Raw genomic sequence first — 21335 nt, 5'->3', positions numbered from 1 at the left:
ACACTTTTGCTGGAATTGCTTTAGCCGGCGCGGGAATAGGCTTTCTGCTCGGCGCTGACGCTCGATGCCGCGGCCCTTGCCGCCTCGTGCAGCCATTCGTTTCCCCGCACCGCCAAGTCCTTCAGGATCGCTGCAACCGCCGCCGCATCGTCGGAATGGCAATTGGCGATCTCGAAGCCCATCAGTTCCAGCATCGTCGGCGAAAGCAAGATCTCGGGATGCCGGTCGATTTCAATCTTGCAGCTGTTCGGCGAGAGCCGGCGCACGAGGATACGACCGGAGACCCGGTAGTGAGGATCGGCTGAGCGCGCCCGTCCATTGGCGATCTCGTCCGCATGGATCGCCACGTCCTGCGGCCTGTGGCGAAGCGACCAGACGGACGGCAGCAGCGCCTTCGCCTCGCGCAGCACCGGCCCACCCTGCCATTCGGCATAGGCGACGAAACGCGGCCGGCCAAGGCTGCCGGTGCCGCCGCTGCGCGGCTTCGGCACGAAGGGCCCTGCCCCGGACGGCAGCGCGGCGGCGAGCGCCTTGATATAGGCTGACGGCGGCGGCTTGCTGCCGGGAAGCAACAGTTCGTATTTCTCCCAGAATTCCCGGCGTTCGGAATTCGGCAGCATCAGCGCCTTGCGCAGCCATTTGTGGTCGCGCTCGAGGATGACGGGCAACGGATTTTCAAGGCCCCTGCGATAGCCGCTCAAGATCAATTCGCCGATCATGCGAACCGAGGGACCGTCGTCGCCGCGCGCCAGGATGGCGCTTGCCGCAAGGCGAACGAGATCCAGCGCATAGGGCATCACCGCCGCGTCGTCGAAATCATTGACGCCCCAGACGAGCCGGCCCTCGATGTCGCGCCAGGTGCCGAAATTCTCCAGATGCGTATCGCCGATCGCCAGCACCTCAGGCGCGCCTGTAAGTTCCGGGCAGATATCGAGGATGATCTCGCACCAGCGCCAATAGGTGGCGCGCAGGAAGACGAAATCGTCGCTTCGCATCTTCTCGTGCTTCTCCCGGAGATCGTCCTTGACGAGATCGTCGCCGAGTTCGCCGGCCAGCCAGGTCTCGAAATTCCGGACCGATTGCGATATCGTCGTCATGCCGGCGCTCCATCATTCGCGACCCGGTGCGGAGAATACGCGCACCGCGCGAAGCTGCAATCGTCTTCGCATCGGATCGCCACAATCCAACGGTACTGGCCAGCTACCGGCTTGCGCGGCGGCGCAAAGGTGAAAGGTTGCCCCGGCGACACGGTCCCGGGTTTCCATCGCCGCCCGGACCGATTTCAGCAATGTCCAGCTTGTCGAATGCGGCGCGCCATGCCACTTTCGCGGCTGCAAGAGGGGCAGACATGAGCGAGACTGACAGGGGCGATTTCCGCGCGCGAATCCGCCGCAATTTTGCGCGCCAGGCGGCGATGGAAACGATCGGCGCGGAGCTGACGCGCGTCGAGCACGGCGTCGTCGAGATCGAGCTTCCCTTCGACGTCAAGCTGACACAGCAGCACGGCATCCTGCATGCGGGCATCATTTCCGCAGCGCTCGATTCGGCCTGCGGCTTTGCCGCCTACAGCGTCATTGACCCGGAAGCCTCGATCCTGACGATCGAGTTCAAGGTCAATCTCATGTCGCCGGGGCGTGGCGATCGTTTCCTGTTTCGCGGGGAAATCACCAAACCCGGCTCCACCATCATCGTCGCCGACGGACGAGGCTACGCGATCAGCGACGGGCCGGCCAAACTCATCGCCTCCATGACCGGAACGATGATGGTGATCCGCGGTAGAGAGGGCATTACGGGATGAAGTTCGAACTGAAATCGGTCGCGGGGAAATCCATCCTTTTCGTCATGGCGGCGGAGGCCGAATACGGTCCCTTCCTGCGTTCGCGCATCGAACCTTTGATGACCGGGGTCGGCCCGGTCGAGGCAGCCATCGCGCTGAGCAAGACATTGGCGCGGCTGGATGCAGTCGACGAACTGCCCGATCTCGTCGTGTCCCTCGGTTCGGCCGGCTCCGCGAAACTGGAGCAGACCGAAGTCTATCAGGTGACCTCGGTTTCCTACCGCGACATGGACGCCTCGCCGCTCGGCTTCGAAAAGGGCAAGACACCCTTTCTCGACCTGCCCGCAACGCTCGAACTGCCGCTGCGCATTCCCGGCATTGCCGAAGCAAGTCTTTCCACCGGCGGCAACATCATTTCGGGCGCCGCCTATACCGGCATCGACGCCGACATGGTCGACATGGAGACCTATGCGGTGCTGCGCGCCTGCCAGGGCTACAAGCTGCCGCTGATCGGCCTTCGCGGCATTTCCGACGGCGCCGTCGAGCTGCAGCATATTTCGGGCTGGACCGAATATCTGCACATCGTCGACCGCAAGCTCTCTTACGGCGTCGACAGCCTGTTCACCGCACTGGAGGACGGGGTATTCTGGTTCTGAGCCCTTGAATGCGGGACAATTGGAACAATAAAAACCCGATACCGCCGATTTCCCGCATTGCCAGGCGAAGCGCTTTTCATTAAAGCCTCGCCATGACCCAGACAGCACATCCCGACTCCGTTCTCATCGTCGATTTCGGCAGCCAGGTGACCCAGCTCATCGCACGTCGCGTGCGCGAGGCTGGCGTCTATTGCGAGATCGTTCCCTTCCAATCGGCCGAAGAGGGCTTCAACCGCCTGCAGCCGAAGGCCGTGATCCTGTCCGGCAGCCCGGCTTCCACGGTGGACGAGGGATCGCCGCGAGCGCCTCAGATCATCTTCGACAGCGGCCTGCCAGTCTTCGGCATCTGCTACGGCCAGCAGACGATGTGCATGCAGCTCGGCGGCAAGGTCGAGAGCGGCCATCACCGCGAATTCGGCCGCGCCTTCCTCGAGGTCGACAGGGACTGCCAGCTGTTCGAGGGCCTGTGGTCCTCCGGCTCGCGCCATCAGGTCTGGATGAGCCATGGCGACCGCGTCACCGCGCTGCCGGATGGTTTCGAGGTGGTCGCCACCTCCTCCAACGCGCCCTACGCCTTCATTGCCGACGAGAAGCGCAAATATTACGGCGTGCAGTTCCACCCGGAAGTCGTGCATACGCCGGATGGCGCCAAGCTGATCGGCAACTTCATTCACAACATTGCCGGCATCAAGGGTGACTGGTCGATGTCGGCCTATCGCCAGAAGGCGGTCGAGCAGATCCGCGCGCAGGTGGGCGACAAGCGCGTCATCTGCGCGCTTTCAGGCGGCGTCGACAGTTCCGTCGCAGCGCTCTTGATCCACGAGGCCGTCGGCGACCAGCTGACCTGCATCCTCGTCGACCACGGGCTGATGCGCAAGGACGAGGCGGCGGGCGTCGTCGCCATGTTCCGCGAGCACTACAATCTGCATCTGCTGCACGTCGATGCTTCCGACCGCTTCATCGGCGAACTCGAAGGCGTCAGCGACCCGGAAACCAAGCGCAAGATCATCGGCCGGCTGTTCATCGAGACCTTCGAGGAAGAGGCCAAGAAGCTCGGCGGCGCCGATTTCCTCGGCCAAGGTACGCTCTATCCCGACGTCATCGAAAGCGTTTCCTTCACCGGCGGCCCGTCGGTGACGATCAAATCGCACCACAATGTCGGCGGCCTGCCGGAGCGCATGAAGATGCAGCTCGTCGAGCCGCTGCGCGAGCTCTTCAAGGACGAGGTGCGCGCGCTCGGCCGCGAGCTTGGCCTGCCCGACAGCTTCATCGGCCGCCACCCCTTCCCCGGCCCCGGCCTGGCCATCCGCTGCCCCGGCGGCATCACCCGCGAAAAGCTGGAGATCCTGCGCGAGGCCGATGCGATCTATCTCGACGAAATCCGCAAGGCCGGCCTCTACGACGCTATCTGGCAGGCTTTTGCCGTGCTGCTGCCAGTCCAGACGGTCGGCGTCATGGGCGACGGGCGCACCTATGAATTCGTCTGCGCGCTGCGCGCTGTCACCTCCGTCGACGGCATGACGGCGGACTTCTACCACTACGACATGGAGTTCCTCGGCCGCGCCGCGACCCGCATCATCAACGAGGTGCGCGGCATCAACCGCGTGGTCTACGATGTTACGTCGAAGCCGCCGGGCACAATCGAGTGGGAGTGACGCGGAGTACCGTGGGGTAGTATCGGATGGCAGAGGACACTCGAGCGAATCCTAGGCCATCGTACTTCTCGGGCCAAATCACACGGCCTTAGATCGATTACTGCTCCTTCTTGAACAAATCCTGGAAGATGAGCTGGCCCCAAGTGCGGCCGCGTGCGTGCACCAGCGCGCCACCCTCGTTGAGCTTTCCCAGCTTGACGGGTGCGAACCCGAGCTGTTTGGCCAAATCCGCCACGGGAGCGATCGCGTCCTCGTCGTCGCTCGACAGAAAGACGACCCGGTGGCCGCCCTCGACGACCGGGTCGGCAGCCAGGGTGGCGGCAATCAGGTGATTGAACCCTTTCACGAACTTGGCGCCGGTGAACGACTTCGCTGCGAAGGCGGAGGACGGGAGACCGTCCAGCTCCTCAAGGGGAACCAACGCGTTCATCGCGTCGATGACCGTCTTGCCTTTCCAGCTCGGCAGAGCCTTCGCAACCTCGCGATGCTCCTCAAACGGGACCGCCAAGATGATTGTGTCGGCCTCGAGCGCATCCCGCAGCGACTTGGCGACGACCGTGGGGCCAATCGCCCGAGCCTGCGGCGCCAACGCCTCGGGCGGCCGGCGGCTCGCGACGGCCACCTTGATGTTCTTACGGGCGAAGGCGTGGGCGAGGGCCTGGCCTATCTTACCGAACCCTACAATCGCATAGCTCATAATGCTTCTCCAATCCGTGTTGCTATTAATTCCCCGGCCGTCAACGGCGCTGGGTTATCCGTTCCACTGTGTGGCGACCTTCGCGGAGACGTCCTGCCGTGAACGAATTCCGCACGGCCGGACGGGTCAGCCAGTTCCGGCGATCCGGCGCGAATTCAGATGGCCGAGAAGCCGCCGTCGACAGACAGCTCCACCCCATTCACGAAGCTCGAATCGTCTGAAGCAAGAAACAGCGCGACCGCCGCGATTTCCTCAGGACGACCCATCTTTCCCCGCGGGATCAGAGATTCGAACATCCGCTTCGCATCCTCGGTGAGAACTTGGTCCTGCATCGGTGTGGCGATCGGCCCCGGGCTCAGCACGTTCACCCGGATATTCCTGCCCTTGAGTTCGTTGAGCCAAGTGCGTGCGAATGAGCGCAACGCCGCCTTGCTCGCCGAATACACGCCGTAGCCAGGAAAACCTTTCACCGAAGCAACTGACCCGGTCATGAAGATCGATCCGCCATCGTTGAACAGCGGCAGCGCCTTCTGAACCGTAAACAGCGTGCCGCGCGTATTCAGGTTGAAGGCCGCATCGAAATGCTGCTCGGTAATCTCGCCCAGTGGGACGGCTTCGCCCATGCCGGCGCTCGCGTACAGGACGTCGATGCTGCCCTTTTCCCGCTTGACCGTGTCGAACAGACGGTCGAGGTCGTTGAGATTGGCCGCGTCGCCGCGCACGCCGGTCACGTTCCGGCCAATCAACTTGACGGCCTCGTCGAGCGCCTCCTGCCTCCGGCCCGTGATGAAAACATAGGCGCCTTCTTCAACAAACCGCTTGGCGCTCGCCAGCGCCATGCCGCTCGATCCACCCGTGATGACCGCAACCTTACCCTCAAGCTTTCCCATGACTTCTCCTTCCAGGCTCTGCCTTTGATCGTTCGGGGACGCCCCCGAGACCCTCCAAATAGGTCCGCCGGAGTCAGGCGTTGAGTGCGGAAGCGCGCACATCGGTGGTGCAAAATCGATCCGCCTGGACGTCTGGCGCCAGCCGCGACGATCGGTGTCTGTCGTTCGGAATTGAGCCGCGCTCGTCGACATAAGCTATGATGACAGCCCGTACTGCTGTACGACGCGTTGGATACGGGCTTTGGAAGGCGCACCGCGCGGTGCTGGATTGCACCATGATCGACTGGGATGACATTCGCTACTTTCTTGCCGTGGCGCGCGGAGGCTCAGTGCGGGCTGCCGCCGAGGGCCTCGGGATGTATCATTCGACCGTGCTGCGACGCATCGCTCAGCTCGAGGAACGCCTCGGGGCGCAGATGTTCGAAAAGCTGCCTTCGGGCTACCGCCTGACGGCTGCGGGCGAGGAGGTCCTCGAGCTCGCGAACCAGATGGAAGCGTCGTCGCACCAGCTGGAGACGCGCGTCTTCGGTCGCGACCAGAGCGTGCGCGGGCTTCTGCGGGTGACGTTGGCTCCAACCCTTGCGACACATCTGCTCATGCCGGATCTCGCCGATTTCGCGCTTCTGCATCCCGATATCGAGATGGAAATCATCTCGTCCGGCGAGCTGGCAAATCTGACCAACCGAGAGGCCGACGTGGCGATCCGCGTCGTTTACGACCGCAAAACCCTGCCGCTCAATCTTCACGGCCTGAAGGGACCGGAGCTCTTCAGCGGCGTCTACATGTCTCGCGATCGACTGGCCGCATGGCGTGCGGGCGCGTTGGATCCCATCCGGTGGATCGTCATAAGCATTCATGGAATTCCGGATTGGGTCCGCGAGGGTGATGTTCGCACCACAGGGGTTCCGTTCAGGACCACGGACGGCGAGGCGCAGATCGTCGCAGTACGGCAAGGGCTCGGGATGACGACACTGCCGTGCTTCGTCGGAGATGCCGACCCCCTATTGGTGAGGGTGCCGGGCACCGACCTGCACATGCATGGAACGCTCTGGCTTCTGACGCAGGGGGAGACACGCAAGACGAAGCGCGTCCGGCTCTTCACGGAGTTCGTATCCCGCAGGCTCGCCGCGTATGCTCCGCTTCTCGCGGGGCTGTCCATATCGCCCGACTGACGCCCGGCAGGTCGCCGGCGACGCCTGCCGTAATCCGGTCGGAAGCCAAGCTGCGATTTTCATCTGGCGAGTCGCCCGATCAGGCCGGAACGTAGGTCAACCTGATCACATCCTCGCCAATCCGGTCATGAGCCATCAGGCGGAGCGGCGGCCGGGGTCCGGCGAAATATGGCTTGCCGTGACCGAGCACGACGGGGTGCAGGTAGATTCGATACTCGTCGATCAGGCCAAGTTCGGTGAGGCTTTGCGCCAAATTGGGGCCGGCAACTTCGATCTCCCCGTCGCGTTCCGCCTTCAGCTTGCGGATCGCGGCCTCAAGATCTTCCCCAACAAGCCTGGCGTTGGGACCGACCGACGTCAACGAGCGCGAGACGACCCATTTCGGCTGGTTCCGCCACGCTGCCGCGAAGGCCTGTCGCTCTGCGTCCCATTCAGGATGTTCGTCGTCCCAATAACGCATGACCTCATACATCCGGCGACCATACACACTGCCCGCCTGCCGCTGAGCCTCCTCGATGAAGTGGCGGAAGAGTGTGGGGCTTGGCCCAAACGCCATATGATCGACGTAGCCGTCCAGGGACTGGTTCATTCCGAACACAAGCTTAGCCATACTCACTTCCTTTCCTTAAACAGCATATCCGCATGTCTGATTGCATTATGCAATCGGTTGTAAGTTAGCTCAACTGGTTTTATATCGCAATTGGTTTTTGAAGTGCGCATAAATCCGCAACCTGATGTGGTGGACAACAGCCTGTCCGCTTCCGGCGATCAGAATGGACAGGCCGCCGCCAGAGGGCGCTATTTCAGCGGCAGGAACAGTTCCGCCACCGCCTCATGCTCCGGCACCTCGGGGAAGAAGCTCAGCCGCTGGCAATAGATCGGGAAATCGCGTGCTTCCTCGCCGCTGGCCGGAAGCCAGTCGCGATAAAGGTAGAGCGCGGCGGGCTCCAGATTGTCGGTGTTGCCGACGACACGCAGCACCGCGCAGCGTCCGCCAGGGATCTCGCCGGCTTTGATCTCTTTGCCGTTCGCCTCAATCGGTTGATCGGTCCCGACACAAAGGTCCACGCTATAATCGGCAGGCGACTGAGGACGCCGCTCGGAACGCCAGACATTGAAGGTCGGACTTGTCTTGGGATGCAAGCCAGCGGCCTTGCGCCAGGCGATGAACCGCTGGATGGTGGCGCCGAGCATCGCCGGGTCGCCCCGGTGTTCCATAATCGCCACCGGCGTGGTGGGCACATTGCGAATGTTCACGTCGTCAGTGGTAAAAGTCTTCTGCATGAGCTTGCTCCTTGCGTTGTCGAGAGGCCCGAAGGCGGCAAGCCACGGCTCCCAGTCAGGAGACTTCCGGAACGACGAAGGCGACTGCCCGAACCGTTGCCGAAAGGCGCGGGCGAAGGCATCCGGTGCGTCGTAACCGGCATCCATCGCTATGTCAGTGACGCGTTCTTCGTCCCTGTAAGCCAGCCGGTATGAAGCGCGCTTCATGCGGGCAAGCCTGATATAGCGATGCACTGATAATCCGAAGGTCGCCGTAAACTGCCGGTGGAAATGAAACTTCGAGAAAGCCGCGACACCGCTCAGAAGGTCAAGATCGAGATCGTCATCGAGGTGCCGGTCGACATAATCCAGCACTCGCTGCATCCGCTCATGATAATTCCGAAGCGCTGCGGTCATTCGCCTTGGTCTCCGTGGCAGCTCAAACTAGATTCCTCCGGCAACCAGCGCCCGACCGATCTTGCGGTTTGGCATGGATCAGCCGGTGCCGCCCGATCGGAGCGTCTTGCGATCCTCGCCCGGCACTGTTTTCGCTTTTCCATCTTAGAGGAGAATGCCTTTGTTTGCCGTCGTAACGATCCAGAACTCACCGGCTGCGGCGGTAAGGATGATGGCGCTCGGCATCGTGACCGAGAGCTACTCCTCCATTCTATCGCTCGGCCTTAGCGCGCCCAATGCTGGCGCATGTCTAGTGTCGAGAAGACTATGATTATCGAACTAACGTCTCATGATTTTGAAGCGCTGCTGAAGGGCATCGCGCCACGTCATCTGCGCCTTGTCCAAGACAGCACCATTGCGCCTCCTGAAGTACTGGAGATGTTGAACCGCCTCGCGACTGACATAGGCGCTGAATTCTCGCCGTCGGCCTGGATGATCGTGGAGGATGGCGAGATCGTCGGCCTCTGCTCCATCGTTCGAGTTCCACAAGATGGAAACATCCATATCGGCTATGGGATTGCGCCTTCGCGCCAGGGCCGTGGATGCACCGCGCGGGCCATAGGCCAGTTGCTGGAGTGGGGGCGGAGCGACCCTCGCGTTGCTCTGATCTCCGCAGAGACCGGGGTTGCGAACATTGCGTCACAGCGTGTCCTTGAACGCAATGGATTCATTCGCGCCGGCGAGCGTATCGATGCCGAAGACGGTCCATTGATTTGCTGGGAAGCAATGACGGTCTAAGGTTACGGGCCGAATAAGCCCACACGGGAAACGGCCGGCCGAGGTTCAATTACCTCGGCCGGCCGCTGTCCTAGGGGATGACGACTGCTATCCGGCTTCAGCGGCCGTAGGTGACCTCGACGGAGGCCTTGTCGAGCGTATTTGCCCTGACATAGAAGCCAACCATGGCGGCCGGCGCGGTATCGGGAAGCGGAAGCTTATCCACTGAGAGCGCGTAGACGGTGAACTGGTAATGGTGCGGCGCATCGCCGGCCGGCGGGCATGCGCCGCCATAGCCGGATGTACCAAAATCGGTGTGACCTTCGACAGTGCCTGCGGGAAGCTTTTTGTCACCGCTGGCGCCAGTGGCGATCTCCGAGGCATTTGCGGGAATGTTGAACACCGACCAATGCCACCAGCCCGAGCCGGTCGGAGCATCCGGATCGTAAGCCATGATGGCGAAGCTCTTGGTCGCCTCGGGAGCACCCGACCAGGTCAGTTCCGGCGAGATGTTCTTGCCGGCGCAGCCGAAGCTGTTGAAGACCTGTGCATCGGCCATGGCCTTGCCGGCGGTCAAATCCTTCGAGGTGAGCTTCATTTCGGCCTGTGCGGCCGTCGCGCCAAAGACGGATGTGGCGAGAAGTACTGCTGTGATAAAACGCATTCTGTTTTCCTGCGGTTGATAATGCAGGAAAACTATCGTCACCGAGCAAGTGCATCTGCCCCGCTATGCTCAACTTCTGCCCCGATCCGCTCAAAACGCTCAGAGCCGCCCCGCACATGGCGTGGATTGACGCCAAACCGCTCTTTGAACCGCGCCGCGAATTGCGACGGGGAATCGTAACCGACCTCAAGCGCGACCTGCGCCATCGGCAGGGTTGTGGTTTGAATGAGGCCTAAGGCGCGATTCATCCTTGTATCGCTCAAGATCTCACTGAAGCCGGTATTCTCGGCGGCCAGCTTACGCCTCAGCGTCGCTTCGCTCATGTTGAACGAGCGCGCCGCGTGTGCAAGCGTCCAATCAAAGGTCGTATCACTTTCGATCATCTGCCGCAGCCGGTCCTCGAGCCGAGGGCTTTGGCATTGGCCCAACACCGCTCCGCAGAGCGCAAACCAGGTGATCAGCTCCATCAAACGAGCCTTGGCAATGGCGCCGGGAAGCCTCGTCAGATTGCCGGGCTGACAGCAATAGTCAAACAATGCCGCGGCTTCCTCCGGCAGCTTCGAGGTGCCTGTCGGGACAGGCCTCGATGGAACGGCGAGCGATCCCATCCTGGTATAGGCTTCCTCGAAGAGCTGTCGCGGAACGGGAAGCGCCAGGGTCTGATACTTCTGCGGCGCCTTGGGAATATTCTCCATCGTCAACGGTCGATAGTCGGGCAGCAAGCCGTAGGCGCCCGCCTCGAGGCGCAAAGCCTTGTCATCTGCCATGACGATCTTCGTTCCCGATTGCACCTGTATCAACAGGGGGCTCGTATTGACGAGACGAAAAAAACAGGCCCGCCCGCCCTGGCGGATCAAGGCCCTGGTCGGAATGGGAAAGACCTCGTCGAGCATATGTTCTCCGACAACAGGATGGATGATCGTGGGGCTCGGGCTGCCAGGCCGTGAGACTGGAGCCATGATCGGTAGACTCGCCACCACCGATCCCTTGAGGATCGGGAATAGCAAAACCGCGTGTCATGGGCAATCTTGAGCGTCATTCAGGTGTTCGAACTCAATGGAATTCCGCGCGTCCCACCTCAGCGCATTTTTGTGGCTGGTGTTTGCTTGTCATCGATGTGAATTCGGGTTTTGTCGGCAGCGTCGGCCCGGCTTTTCACGTGATCGATGAAAGCCCGCAGCTTCGGCATCACTTGATGACGGCTGGGATAGTAGAGGAACACACCCGGCGCCATCGGTGCGAACGCCTCCAGGACGCGGACGAGTTTTCCCGCCTTCACTGGTCCGGCGGCGATTGGCTCCGGCACTTGCGCAAGCCCCATATCTTCGACGGCGGCTCCCAGCATGGTGGGAAAATCATGGGCGATCAGCGGCCCGGAGACAACAGCCTCTATCGGCTTTTTGCCGCTGACAAACGACCACGGCGCGATTGAGCCGTTCGAGCGGCGCATGCGGATGCAGGCATGTTGACGCAGATCGTCGATACGCTCGGGCCGCCCTCTCCGGTGCAGATATTCGGGGCTGCCGACGACCACCAGCGGGAAGGACGGCGTCAGCCGGACCGCGACCATGTCGGCTGCGATGAACTGGCCGAGCCGGATACCGGCGTCAAATCCTTCGGCCGCGATATCGACCAGTTCCTCATTCGCGGCGACCTCCACCTCGATCTCGGGAAAGGCCTGGCAGAAGGATGCAATCAGTGGCTCCAGCAGGATCGGCACCACTGACGGCGGCACGGTGAGCCGCAACAGTCCAGCCGGTCTCTGGCCGAGCTCACGCGCAACCGCGCTTGCGGCGACCAGTTCCTCGAAAGCGGGCTTTGCGCGCGTGAGGAACCGCTCGCCGGCTTCAGTCAGACCGACACTGCGCGTCGTGCGGATGAAGAGTACTGCGCCGACACGCTCCTCAAGAGCGCGTACGGCCTGGCTGACTGCCGAGGGGGTCACCCCGAGTTCCGCGGCTGCTCTGCGAAAGCTACGGTGATGGGCAACGCTCAGAAACGCCTCAACGCCGTCGAGCGCGCCTTGCCTGACTGTGAAGTTCTGCTTCATACCGCATCGATATTATCGCCAATAGTCGATCGCGGGAAGCGGCCGTACATCTGGACCCCACAAATCAGGAGTGCCCCGATGTCGACGGAATCCATCTTTCAAACCCATCTCGCGCTCGGCTATGTCGCGTGGCTGCTTTGCTTCGGCGCCTATATTCTGCCCTGGCTCAAATCGATGGACAGGGTCAAGGCGCACCGCGCCATCGCCACTCTGCACAGCTTCCGCTTCTTCGGGCTCGTCTTCATTCTGCCCCGCGTCGTCGGTCCCAACCTGCCCACCAGCTTCGCCATCTTGGCTGCCTATGGCGACCTCGCGGCCGGGCTGCTCGCCATGTTGGCGCTCGTCACGATCCGCATGCGTCCGGTCTTCTGGCTGTTCGTCGTCGCCTTCAATCTCGTGGGAATGGGCGACCTCGTGCTCGACTACTATCACGCGATCCAGGCCGGCCTGCCGGCGCGGGCGGAGGAATTGGGCGCCGCATACGCGATCCCGATCATTTACGTGCCCTTGCTGATGATCACCCACGTCTTCGCATTCTATTTGCTTCTGCGTCCTCAGCCTAAGGCAACCCAGGCGCTCGCCGGCGAGGCGGCAGTATCTTAATCTCCGCCATCTCAGGCGTTGCACCTTGCGATCGAAGATCGCAAGTCTAGAGCCCGTCAAATCTGCGGACATAATCGACCAATGCGCGCAGCTTCAGCGGCTGTCTCTGGCGCCTGGGGTAGTAGAGATAGAAGCCCGGGAATGGCGGGCAGAAATCCTCCAGCAGCGGCACGAGCTCCCCGCGTTCGATATAGGATTGGAAGGTTTCCGCCATGCCGAAGGTGATGCCTGCTCCGGCGCAGGCCATGCGGATCATCATTCCCATGTCGTTGGTCGTGACGACGGGATCGACGGAGACGTCGAAGTCGCGATTGTTCTCAGTGAACTCCCAGCGATAAGGCGCCGTATCCGGGCGTGGCCGCCATCCGATGCAGGCATGATCCTGCAGGTCGCGGGGATGGCGGGGATGGCCGCGGCGCTCGAGATAGCTGCGGGATGCGGCCGCGCATTGTCGCTGCTCTTCGGAGACTGAAATCGCGATCATGTCCTGCTCGATCACTTCGCCCAGCCGGACACCGGCGTCGAAACCGGCCTCGACGATATCGAATTCGTCATCGGTGATGGTGATATCGAGTTTGATGTCGGGGCAAGCTTCCATGAAACCGGCCAGTAACGTGCCGGACAGGAAGTTCTCGGCGATCGAGGAAACGGTGATCCGCAGCAGGCCGCTCGGGCGCGCCTGCATTTCTCGCACCGTCTGCATCGCATCCTTGACCTGCCGGACCGATGGACGAACCGCGTCGAAGAACACTTCGCCGGCTTCGGTCAGGCTGACGCTACGCGTCGTGCGCTGGACCAGGGCGACGCCAACCCGATCCTCCAGGCGCTGCAGGGCCTGGCTGACGGCGGAGCGGGTGACGCCAAGCCGCTCGCCGGCAAGCCGGAAGTTCCGCGCCTCGGCCACCGCAAGAAAAACTGAAATGCCTTCGAGATCATCGACCATTGGTTAGCATTCCTAACCAAGGCATCCTCGATTGGCAACTTAATCGCCGCGGATGGGCACGCTATCTTTCAAGTCGAGATCAACGCCAAGACCCACGCATCGGCAGATTCTCTTCGAAAGGCAAGGCAATGCGAAGGATTTTCAAAAGCCCGGTTCTGCAGTTTTTCACGGCGGTCACCCTTGCTGGTACGGCGACCAGTTCGTCCGCCACCGATGCCGTGAACGACCGAGATCAGCAGCAACAAACAAGCGAGAACAGAATGCAGCAACACCCCTATGTCGGCATGTGGGTTACGGATGATGGCCGCATCCGCCACGAACTTCTGCCCAATGGCCGTTACGACGAAGCCCGCGGAAACCGCGAAAGCGCCTATCGCGGCCGTTACGAAGTCACCGGAAGCCACATCGAATACTGGGATGACACGGGCTTTACGGCCGACGGCGATTTCGTCGACGGCAATACCCTCCATCATGGCGGCATGGTGCTTCGCCGCCAATGACGTGCGGCCTGAAAGGCAACATCACCAAGGATAAGGCCGCATTTGCCGGCCGGAAAGGATGACGATCATGTCTTCCCCAGCACCCACCTGGTTCATCACCGGCGCATCGTCCGGCCTCGGCCGGGCACTCGCCGAAGCGGTCCTGGCGCGCGGCTGGCGCGCCGTCATGACGGCGCGCAGACCCGAGACCCTGGCAGATCTCACGGCAGAGCACGGCGACCGCGCGCTTGCCCTTGCACTCGATGTGACGGACAGCAACTCCATCGCCGGCGCGGTTCACGACGCCGAAACGCATTTCGGCGCAATCGACGTCCTCGTCAACAATGCCGGCTACTGCTACCTCTCGGCGATCGAAGAGGGCGACGATGCCGAGATACGCGCTCAGTTCGAAACCAATGTGTTCGGTTTGATCGCTGTCACCAAGCAGGTTCTGCCGGGCATGCGCTCACGCCGGCAAGGACATATCTTCAACGTCTCTTCGCTCGGCGGGCTCGTCGCTTTTGCTGCAACCGGCTACTACCACGCCACCAAATTTGCGGTCGAAGGCTTGTCGGAATCGCTTTCGCATGAGGTCAAATCGCTTGGCATCGATGTGACGATCCTCGAACCGGGCGCCTTCCGCACGGATTGGGCCGGCCGGTCGATGGTCGAATCCAGTACGATCATCGACGACTATGCCGAGACATCCGGCAAGCGGCGCCAGGTCACCCGGTCGGTCTCCGGCAACCAGCCGGGCGATCCGGTGCGAGCCGCGACAGCAATCATATCGGCGTTCGAGGCGGACGAGCCGCCGCTGCGCTTGCTGCTCGGCGCACCTGCCCTGACGATCGCCCGCGAACGGCTCGATGCGCTGCGCGCAAATTTCGAAGCCTGGGCGGAGACGACGCTCAGCGCCGATTTCCCAAGCTAAACCCCAAGAAAACCCTCAGCCGTATCGCCAGGCGAGCGGCGTGCAAATGGAGCTTGAAATGTCTGAGATCAAAGGAAAAGTCATTGCCATCACCGGAGCCAGCAGCGGTATCGGAGAGGCTGCGGCAAAGGTGCTGGCTGCCGCAGGCGCCCATGTCCTGATTGGCGCGCGCCGCACCGAGCGCCTGGAGGAACTCGCCGCCGACATCGCGGCAAAGGGTGGGTCGGTGCGCCTGCAAAAGCTTGACGTCACCGACCGGGCGGATGTGGAAGCCTTCGCAGGCTTTGCCAAGTCCGAATTCGGCCGGCTGGACGTTATCGTCAACAATGCCGGGGTCATGCCGCTCTCGCCGCTAGACGCCCTCAAGGTCGACGAGTGGGACCGGATGGTCGACGTCAATATCAAAGGCGTTCTCTACGGCATCGCGGCGGCCCTTCCGATCATGAAGGCGCAGGGATCGGGGCAGATCATCAACCTGTCTTCGATCGGCGGCCACAGCGTCTCTCCGACCGCGGCGGTCTATTGCGCGACGAAATTCGCAGTGCGGGCGATCTCGGACGGGCTGCGGCAGGAAACCGATCGCATCCGGGTGACCGTCATCTCCCCCGGCACGACGACATCGGAACTGGCCGAGACGATCACCGATCCGACGGCGCGGGATGCCATGAAGGCGTTCAGGGCGATCACGATCAGCCCCGAGGCCATCGCCAATTCGATCCTCTACGCCGTCAGCCAGCCTGATGATGTCGATGTCAGCGAGATCATCATCCGGCCGACAGCCAGCCCGCATTGATCCGCTGAGACTTTGCCAAAGCAATTCCAGCAAAAGTCTAGAGCGGTTTTGCGGAACTGCTCTAGAAACCCAGCGACTGCTGGGCAGGCGGTGGCGGCGCAAGGTGGACGCCTTCGAGTTCCAGCATGCGGGCTTTCGAGGACGAACCGCCGGGAGCGGAGAAGCCGCCGATCTTGCCGCCGGCGGCCAGCACCCGGTGGCAGGGGATGATCAAAGCGACCGGGTTCTTCGCCATCGCCTGACCGACGTCGCGGGCGGCTTCCGGCCCGACACCGAGCTCCTTCGCCAGCGCGCCGTAAGTGGTCGTGCGGCCCCAGCCGACACGCCGTGCCGCCGCATAAATATCCCGGAAGAAGGCATCCTGGCCGGTAAGATCGAGTTCGACGCCGGAAAAGTCCGTCTCCTCGCCCTGGAAGTAGCGCTTCACCGCAGCGACCGTCTCGAGCACAGCAGGCGTCGGTGCGCCGGATTCGGCATCCGGCAGGCGGCGCAACAGCAGCCGTTCGGTCGCTTCCGCTGATTTGGTCGGCAGCTGGAAACGGGTGATGCCGGCATCGCTCCAGGCGATGCCGCAGAAACCGCCCGCGGTTTCGAAGATGAGATAGTGGTGCATTGTCTCAGCCATGACAAAGGCTCCGCGTTTGCGATGACCTCAAAATCGTATGAGACGGCCGCTGTTTCAACCCGTTTCTTGCGCGCGCCGGGCTTCCCGGAAAGATCGCGATGCTGCAATTTCGGTCGAACGTCCACTTCAGCCGCTTCTCTCCGACCGCAAGGCCGTGCCGCTGATGCGCTTGGCCACGGCTTGCGCTTGCCTAGCTTCTGCGCATAAAGCTCGTTCAGGTGCTGCACGGGGAGCGAAATCAGCATGGACGTTTCAGAGATCATCATCCCTGGAGATACGCCGGGAACGGAGTGGCGGTTGCCGGTGCTGCGCTTTACGGGCGGCGATCCGAAGGCGCCGAAGACCTATATCCAGGCGGCCCTGCATGCCGGCGAGCTGCCGGGAACAGTGCTCTTGCATTTCCTCTGCGAGAGGCTGCGGCAAGCGGAGAGCCAAGGCGGGATCGCCGGCGATATCACCATCGTGCCGCAGGCCAATCCGATCGGTGCGGCGCAGTCGCATTTCGGCGATTTGCAGGGCCGTTTCGACTTGGGCTCGCGCACCAATTTCAACCGGGATTTCCCATTGATCTCCGTTGCGGATCGCGCCGCGCTGATCGAAGACCTCGATGATTACCCGGCTACCGACAGGTTGAAGCGGCAGCTGCTGCACATGGCGCTCGGGGCCGATCTCGTGCTCGACCTGCATTGCGACGACGAATCCCTGCAATATGCCTATATCGACGAGGCCTTCTGGCCGGAGGCGGCCGATCTCGCCGCTTCACTCGACATGGAGGCCGTGTTGCTTTCGGACGGCGAAAGCTCGGCCTTCGAGGAGGCCGTCGGCTTTGCATGGAAATATGAAGTTCCCGGCGAGCGCCAATCCCGGCTGCCCGGCAAACTCTCCGTCACTGTCGAGCTGCGCGGCAAGCGCGATGTCGATCCGGTGCTGGCGAAAAAGGATGCCGACGGGCTCTGGCACTTCCTCGCGACACGGGGGATCGTCAGTGACGGGAAGCCAGCGGCAACGCCATTTTCCGGTCCGGCCGTGCCGCTCGATAATATCGAGATCATTCGCACTCCAGAAGGCGGCGCCGTGCTTTTCCATCGCGATATCGGCGAGAAGATTGCGGAAGGCGACCGCCTAGTGACGATCGTCACCCGGCCGGGACAGCCGGGCGGCAGCATCGAGCTCACCGCGCCGCAGGACGGGCTGATCCTGACCCGAACCTCCGACCGGCTGGTGCGGCGGCGCGGCGACCTGATGAAGATCGCCTGCGACGAACCCAGCAAGGCCTCCCGCAAGGCCGGCACGCTGGAGAATTGAACGAGGCCGGTTTTGTCCTGCTGCGATTGTCGACGCGTTCGGGGATAAAACGTCGCACGGCGTTTGCGCCGGCCTTTGTGCATGTTATCTCGCTGCCATCACAAGGAGATCGATCGGGCATGGCCGTCACCATCTATGGCATCAAGAATTGCGACACGATGAAGAAGGCCCGCAGCTGGCTGGAAGAACACAGCGTCGCCTATGAGTTTCACGATTACAAGGCGCTGGGTATCGACCGCGCCCATCTCGAAGCCTGGATCGACGAAGCCGGCCTCGACACCGTGCTCAACCGCGCCGGCACCACCTTCCGCAAACTGCCCGATGCCGACCGCGAGAACCTCACCCGGGAGAAAGCAATCCAGCTGATGCTCGACCAGCCGTCGATGATCAAGCGGCCGGTGCTGGAGGCGAAGGGCAAGCTGCTGATCGGCTTCAAGCCGGAGATTTACGCCGGTATGCTCGGAGGCTGACAGGCGGCCCGCTGAGCTCACGAGGGAAAGAGATGTCCAAGACCACGCGCGCGACACAGCTTCTTTCGCAGGCGGGCGTCGCCTTCACAGTTCATGCCTATGACTACGACCCCAATGCTGAGCGTGTCGGGCTGCAGGCGGCCGAAGCGCTCGGCGAGGCGCCGCATCGGGTGCTGAAGACGCTGATGGCGGAAGTGGACGGCAAACCGGTCTGCGTCGTCGTACCGTCGGATCGCGAGGTCAGCATGAAGAAGGTTGCGAGCGCCTTTCACGGCAAATCGGCCAACATGATGAAGCCTGCCGATGCCGAGCGGCTGACGGGCTATCATGTCGGCGGCATCAGCCCGTTCGGCCAGAAGAAGACCGTGCCGACGGCGATCGAGGAAGCCGCCCTTGCCGAACCGCTGGTCTATATCAATGGTGGGCAGCGCGGGCTGCAGGTGCGGCTCGATCCGAAGGCTGCGTTGAAGGTGCTGAAGGCTGTCGCCGCGCCGCTGATTGCCTGATCGGAGCATGATGCCGAAAAGTGTAAGCGGTTTTCGGACAACATGAACCGGCCTAAAATCATCCTGTTCTAGAGGAAGCGGTCGAGCAGGTCAGCGATCGTCTTCGCCTCGTTGTCGGCAAGCTTGCAGCCGATATGGGTCTCGATCGATCTGGCATAGACGGTCCACATGCGCTCGCGAAGCTTTCGGCCGGCATCTGACATCACCACCCAGCGGCCGCGCCCATCTTCAGCGAAGGCCTCGCGCCGGACCAGCCCCTCTTTTTCCAACCGATCGATCAGCCGGGAAAGATTATACTGCGCCAGCAATGTCCGCTCTTCGATCTCGTAAGGGCGCAGCTTGCCATCTTCCGAGCGCGTCAATTCCCAAAGCACGTCATACCAGGCAAGCGGCGGCATGCCGGCCGCCTTCAGATCGGCTTCGATGGCAGCGAGCAAGCGTTCGCGGGCGCGCATGATGCTCGTCCAGGCAGAGGTGACCGCTTCGCTCGGATTCGACGTTTTTTCGGACATAAATGCAATTACATCTATCTTGAATTCCGCCGCAAGCGATATTAGATGCAGTTACATCTATCATCGCCGCATGGAGACCGTCATGAGCAAACTTACCCTCGTCAGCCATCATCTCTGCCCCTATGTGCAGCGCGCCGCGATCGCGCTTCTCGAAAAGGGCGTGCCCTTCGAGCGCATCAACATCGATCTTGCCAACAAGCCGGACTGGTTCCTGCAGATCTCGCCGCTCGGCAAGGTGCCGCTGCTGCGGATCGAGGAAGAGGACGGCAGCGAGGCGGTGCTGTTCGAAAGCAGCGTCATCTGCGAATATCTGGAGGAAACGCAGCCGGGCGTCGCACTGCATCCCAAAGACGCGCTGACGCGTGCCCGCCATCGCGGCTGGATGGAATTCGGCTCGTCCGTGCTTTCCGATCTCTGGGGCTATGAGACGGCACAGGATGCGGACCCACTGGAGGCCAAGCGCAAGGCGCTCATCGCCAAATTCGCGACGCTCGAGGGTGTGCTGACGGATGGGCCTTATTTCGCCGGCAACGACTTCAGCCTCGTCGACGCCGTCTTCGCGCCGGTCTTCCGGTATTTCGATCTCTTCGACACGCTCGGCGACAGCGGCATCTTCGAAGGGCTTGAGCGGGTGGCGCGCTGGCGCAAGGCGCTCTCCGAGCGGGCGAGCGTCAGGGCCGCCGTCGGCGCGGACTACCCGCAGCGGCTGATGGAATTCCTCGAAAAGCATAACTCAATCCTGCTCAGGCAAGCTGCCGCCGCCTGAAGCGCGTCCGGCGGCCGTACATATATCCGGCCGCTTGCAATTCGGCGGCAATACGCTTCATTTTCGCCGCAAACGGGTCTAAGTCTTCCAGCCTCCCACCGTCGATGACAGAAGGCAGGTTGAACCATGACTTTCATGCCCCAGAGCCAGAACACCGTTGATCCCGTCAAGCTGGAAAAGCTTGCGGAAGTCGCCATCAAGGTCGGGCTGCAACTGCAGAAAGGTCAGGATCTGGTGATCACCGCGCCTGTCGTGGCGCTGCCGCTGGTTCGCCTGATCACCAAGCACGCCTATCAGGCCGGCGCAGGGCTGGTCTCCGCCTTCTATTCCGACGAGGAGACGACACTGGCGCGCTATCAATATGGCAGCGACGAGAGCTTCGACCGCGCCTCCGGCTGGCTCTACGAGGGCATGGCCAAGGCCTATGCCAACGGGGCGGCCCGCCTCGCGGTCGCCGGCGACAATCCGATGCTGCTATCCGAGCAGGATGCCGGCAAGGTCGGCCGCGCCAATCGCGCCAACTCCACTGCCTATAAGCCGGCGCTGGAAAAGATCTCGAACTTCGACATCAACTGGAACATCGTCTCCTACCCGAACCCCTCCTGGGCCAAGGTGGTCTTCCCCGACGATCCGGAACCGATCGCGATCGCCAAGCTCGCCAAGGCGATCTTTGCCGCCTCGCGCGTCGATGTCAGCGATCCCGTTGCCGCCTGGGCCGAGCACAATGCCAATCTTGGCAAGCGCTCCGCCTGGCTGAACGGCGAGCGCTTCGCCTCGCTGCATTTCCAGGGGCCGGGCACCGACCTGACGATCGGCCTTGCCGACGGACATGAATGGCACGGTGGCGCTTCCACCGCCAAGAACGGCATTACCTGCAATCCGAACATCCCGACCGAGGAAGTCTTCACCACGCCGCATGCGCTTCGCGTCGAAGGCCATGTGTCGAGCACCAAGCCACTCTCGCACCAGGGCACGCTAATCGACAATATCCAGGTGCGTTTCGAGGGCGGGCGCATCGTCGAAGCCAGGGCCTCGCGTGGTGAAGAGGTCTTGAACAAGGTGCTCGATACCGACGAGGGCGCACGCCGGCTCGGCGAAGTGGCGCTAGTGCCGCATTCCTCGCCGATCTCGGCCAGCGGCATCCTGTTCTACAACACGCTGTTCGACGAAAACGCCTCGTGCCACATCGCGCTCGGCCAGTGCTATTCCAAATGCTTCCTCGATGGCGCGACACTGAGCCAGGAGCAGATCAAGGCGCAGGGCGGTAATTCCAGCCTGATCCATATCGACTGGATGATCGGCTCCGATAAGGTTGATATCGACGGCCTCAAGCCTGATGGCTCGCGGGTTCCGGTGATGCGGCAGGGCGAATGGGCCTGAGCGGCATCATCGTGGGCTGACAGAA

General features: G+C 62.1%; 25 protein-coding genes. 14 read left to right on the top strand and 11 right to left on the bottom strand.

Features of this window, described 5'->3' with window-relative positions:
• Window positions 1-20 precede the first annotated feature (20 nt).
• A complete protein-coding gene (locus AB8B31_RS23235; RefSeq protein ID WP_131605458.1) occupies window positions 21-1097 on the bottom strand; it encodes a DUF2252 family protein in 1077 nt (358 codons plus the stop codon).
• Window positions 1098-1348: 251 nt separating this feature from the next.
• Here AB8B31_RS23235 and AB8B31_RS23230 point away from each other — a divergent pair, with 251 nt between their 5' ends.
• From AB8B31_RS23230 to guaA, 3 genes are all read left to right on the top strand, one after another.
• Window positions 1349-1798 (top strand): PaaI family thioesterase, encoded by a 450-nt coding sequence (locus AB8B31_RS23230; RefSeq protein ID WP_003544704.1) that lies wholly within the window; start codon window positions 1349-1351, stop codon window positions 1796-1798.
• Entirely contained in the window at window positions 1795-2433 is a 639-nt protein-coding gene (locus tag AB8B31_RS23225) for a 5'-methylthioadenosine/S-adenosylhomocysteine nucleosidase (RefSeq protein ID WP_018244421.1), read from the top strand. The genes AB8B31_RS23230 and AB8B31_RS23225 overlap by 4 nt, the downstream gene beginning before the upstream one ends.
• Window positions 2434-2525: 92 nt before the next feature.
• A complete protein-coding gene (guaA, locus tag AB8B31_RS23220) occupies window positions 2526-4088 on the top strand; it encodes a glutamine-hydrolyzing GMP synthase (protein WP_047617382.1) in 1563 nt (520 codons plus the stop codon).
• A 97-nt stretch (window positions 4089-4185) separates the two neighbouring features.
• Here the strand turns inward: guaA and AB8B31_RS23215 are convergent, their stop codons facing one another.
• Entirely contained in the window at window positions 4186-4785 is a 600-nt protein-coding gene (locus AB8B31_RS23215; protein WP_131605457.1) for an NADPH-dependent F420 reductase, read from the bottom strand.
• A gap of 155 nt (window positions 4786-4940) precedes the next feature.
• Window positions 4941-5675, bottom strand: coding sequence for an SDR family NAD(P)-dependent oxidoreductase (locus tag AB8B31_RS23210; protein ID WP_131605456.1), 735 nt, complete (start codon window positions 5673-5675; stop codon window positions 4941-4943).
• 275 nt (window positions 5676-5950) lie between these two features.
• On the opposite strand from AB8B31_RS23210, the gene AB8B31_RS23205 reads away from it, so the two are divergent.
• Window positions 5951-6847: a LysR family transcriptional regulator gene (locus tag AB8B31_RS23205; protein ID WP_131605455.1), complete on the top strand. Its 897-nt coding sequence runs from the start codon at window positions 5951-5953 to the stop codon at window positions 6845-6847.
• Window positions 6848-6926: 79 nt separating this feature from the next.
• Here AB8B31_RS23205 and AB8B31_RS23200 read toward each other — a convergent pair whose 3' ends face one another.
• The gene (locus AB8B31_RS23200) at window positions 6927-7457 is read right to left on the bottom strand and encodes a dihydrofolate reductase family protein (protein ID WP_131605454.1); all 531 of its coding nucleotides are present in this window, start codon (window positions 7455-7457) and stop codon (window positions 6927-6929) included.
• Window positions 7458-7645: 188 nt separating this feature from the next.
• Entirely contained in the window at window positions 7646-8527 is an 882-nt protein-coding gene (locus tag AB8B31_RS23195) for an AraC family transcriptional regulator (protein WP_131605453.1), read from the bottom strand.
• Window positions 8528-8812: 285 nt separating this feature from the next.
• On the opposite strand from AB8B31_RS23195, the gene AB8B31_RS23190 reads away from it, so the two are divergent.
• A complete protein-coding gene (locus tag AB8B31_RS23190) occupies window positions 8813-9304 on the top strand; it encodes a GNAT family N-acetyltransferase (RefSeq protein WP_128408414.1) in 492 nt (163 codons plus the stop codon).
• A 97-nt stretch (window positions 9305-9401) separates the two neighbouring features.
• Here AB8B31_RS23190 and AB8B31_RS23185 read toward each other — a convergent pair whose 3' ends face one another.
• The 3 genes from AB8B31_RS23185 to AB8B31_RS23175 all read right to left on the bottom strand — a co-directional run bounded on the left by AB8B31_RS23185 (window position 9402) and on the right by AB8B31_RS23175 (window position 11997).
• A complete protein-coding gene (locus AB8B31_RS23185) occupies window positions 9402-9947 on the bottom strand; it encodes a YbhB/YbcL family Raf kinase inhibitor-like protein (RefSeq protein WP_128408665.1) in 546 nt (181 codons plus the stop codon).
• Window positions 9948-9985: 38 nt separating this feature from the next.
• Entirely contained in the window at window positions 9986-10840 is an 855-nt protein-coding gene (locus AB8B31_RS23180) for a helix-turn-helix transcriptional regulator (RefSeq protein ID WP_439007515.1), read from the bottom strand.
• 185 nt (window positions 10841-11025) lie between these two features.
• Entirely contained in the window at window positions 11026-11997 is a 972-nt protein-coding gene (locus tag AB8B31_RS23175) for a LysR family transcriptional regulator (protein ID WP_128408667.1), read from the bottom strand.
• Between the two features lie 78 nt (window positions 11998-12075).
• On the opposite strand from AB8B31_RS23175, the gene AB8B31_RS23170 reads away from it, so the two are divergent.
• Window positions 12076-12600, top strand: a complete 525-nt coding sequence (locus AB8B31_RS23170) for a hypothetical protein (RefSeq protein ID WP_128408668.1) — start codon at window positions 12076-12078, stop codon at window positions 12598-12600.
• 46 nt (window positions 12601-12646) lie between these two features.
• Here AB8B31_RS23170 and AB8B31_RS23165 read toward each other — a convergent pair whose 3' ends face one another.
• Window positions 12647-13543, bottom strand: a complete 897-nt coding sequence (locus AB8B31_RS23165; protein ID WP_018447907.1) for a LysR family transcriptional regulator — start codon at window positions 13541-13543, stop codon at window positions 12647-12649.
• Between the two features lie 128 nt (window positions 13544-13671).
• On the opposite strand from AB8B31_RS23165, the gene AB8B31_RS23160 reads away from it, so the two are divergent.
• Genes AB8B31_RS23160 through AB8B31_RS23150 form a run of 3 tightly spaced genes read left to right on the top strand, consistent with a single transcriptional unit; the run spans window position 13672 to window position 15746 of the window.
• Window positions 13672-14043, top strand: coding sequence for an Atu4866 domain-containing protein (locus AB8B31_RS23160; RefSeq protein ID WP_018244408.1), 372 nt, complete (start codon window positions 13672-13674; stop codon window positions 14041-14043).
• A 58-nt stretch (window positions 14044-14101) separates the two neighbouring features.
• The gene (locus AB8B31_RS23155; protein ID WP_197730797.1) at window positions 14102-14953 is read left to right on the top strand and encodes an oxidoreductase; all 852 of its coding nucleotides are present in this window, start codon (window positions 14102-14104) and stop codon (window positions 14951-14953) included.
• A 58-nt stretch (window positions 14954-15011) separates the two neighbouring features.
• Window positions 15012-15746 (top strand): SDR family oxidoreductase, encoded by a 735-nt coding sequence (locus AB8B31_RS23150; RefSeq protein ID WP_128408670.1) that lies wholly within the window; start codon window positions 15012-15014, stop codon window positions 15744-15746.
• A gap of 61 nt (window positions 15747-15807) precedes the next feature.
• Here AB8B31_RS23150 and AB8B31_RS23145 read toward each other — a convergent pair whose 3' ends face one another.
• Window positions 15808-16371: a methylated-DNA--[protein]-cysteine S-methyltransferase gene (locus AB8B31_RS23145; protein WP_128408671.1), complete on the bottom strand. Its 564-nt coding sequence runs from the start codon at window positions 16369-16371 to the stop codon at window positions 15808-15810.
• A 243-nt stretch (window positions 16372-16614) separates the two neighbouring features.
• Between AB8B31_RS23145 and AB8B31_RS23140 the strand changes: the two genes are divergently transcribed.
• The 3 genes from AB8B31_RS23140 (at window position 16615) to ybaK (ending at window position 18652) form a co-directional block, all read left to right on the top strand.
• Window positions 16615-17676: a succinylglutamate desuccinylase/aspartoacylase family protein gene (locus AB8B31_RS23140; protein ID WP_128408672.1), complete on the top strand. Its 1062-nt coding sequence runs from the start codon at window positions 16615-16617 to the stop codon at window positions 17674-17676.
• A 119-nt stretch (window positions 17677-17795) separates the two neighbouring features.
• Window positions 17796-18146, top strand: coding sequence for an ArsC family reductase (locus AB8B31_RS23135; RefSeq protein WP_018244403.1), 351 nt, complete (start codon window positions 17796-17798; stop codon window positions 18144-18146).
• A 32-nt stretch (window positions 18147-18178) separates the two neighbouring features.
• Window positions 18179-18652 (top strand): Cys-tRNA(Pro) deacylase, encoded by a 474-nt coding sequence (gene ybaK / locus AB8B31_RS23130; protein ID WP_128408673.1) that lies wholly within the window; start codon window positions 18179-18181, stop codon window positions 18650-18652.
• Window positions 18653-18720: 68 nt separating this feature from the next.
• Here ybaK and AB8B31_RS23125 read toward each other — a convergent pair whose 3' ends face one another.
• Window positions 18721-19164 (bottom strand): MarR family winged helix-turn-helix transcriptional regulator, encoded by a 444-nt coding sequence (locus AB8B31_RS23125; RefSeq protein ID WP_128408674.1) that lies wholly within the window; start codon window positions 19162-19164, stop codon window positions 18721-18723.
• Window positions 19165-19246: 82 nt separating this feature from the next.
• Here AB8B31_RS23125 and AB8B31_RS23120 point away from each other — a divergent pair, with 82 nt between their 5' ends.
• Together AB8B31_RS23120 and AB8B31_RS23115 are read left to right on the top strand one after the other, a co-directional pair.
• Window positions 19247-19930, top strand: a complete 684-nt coding sequence (locus tag AB8B31_RS23120) for a glutathione S-transferase family protein (RefSeq protein ID WP_065276960.1) — start codon at window positions 19247-19249, stop codon at window positions 19928-19930.
• Between the two features lie 126 nt (window positions 19931-20056).
• Window positions 20057-21310 carry an aminopeptidase gene (locus tag AB8B31_RS23115; protein WP_128408675.1) on the top strand — a complete coding sequence of 418 codons (1254 nt, stop codon included), beginning with the start codon at window positions 20057-20059 and terminating at the stop codon, window positions 21308-21310.
• Window positions 21311-21335: the final 25 nt, after the last annotated feature.

The sequence above is a fragment of the Rhizobium sp. 62_C5_N11_2 genome (assembly GCF_051811185.1).
GTDB classification, from domain to species: Bacteria; Pseudomonadota; Alphaproteobacteria; order Rhizobiales; family Rhizobiaceae; genus Rhizobium; species Rhizobium leguminosarum.
This window is presented reverse-complemented; position numbering and strand designations above follow the sequence as displayed.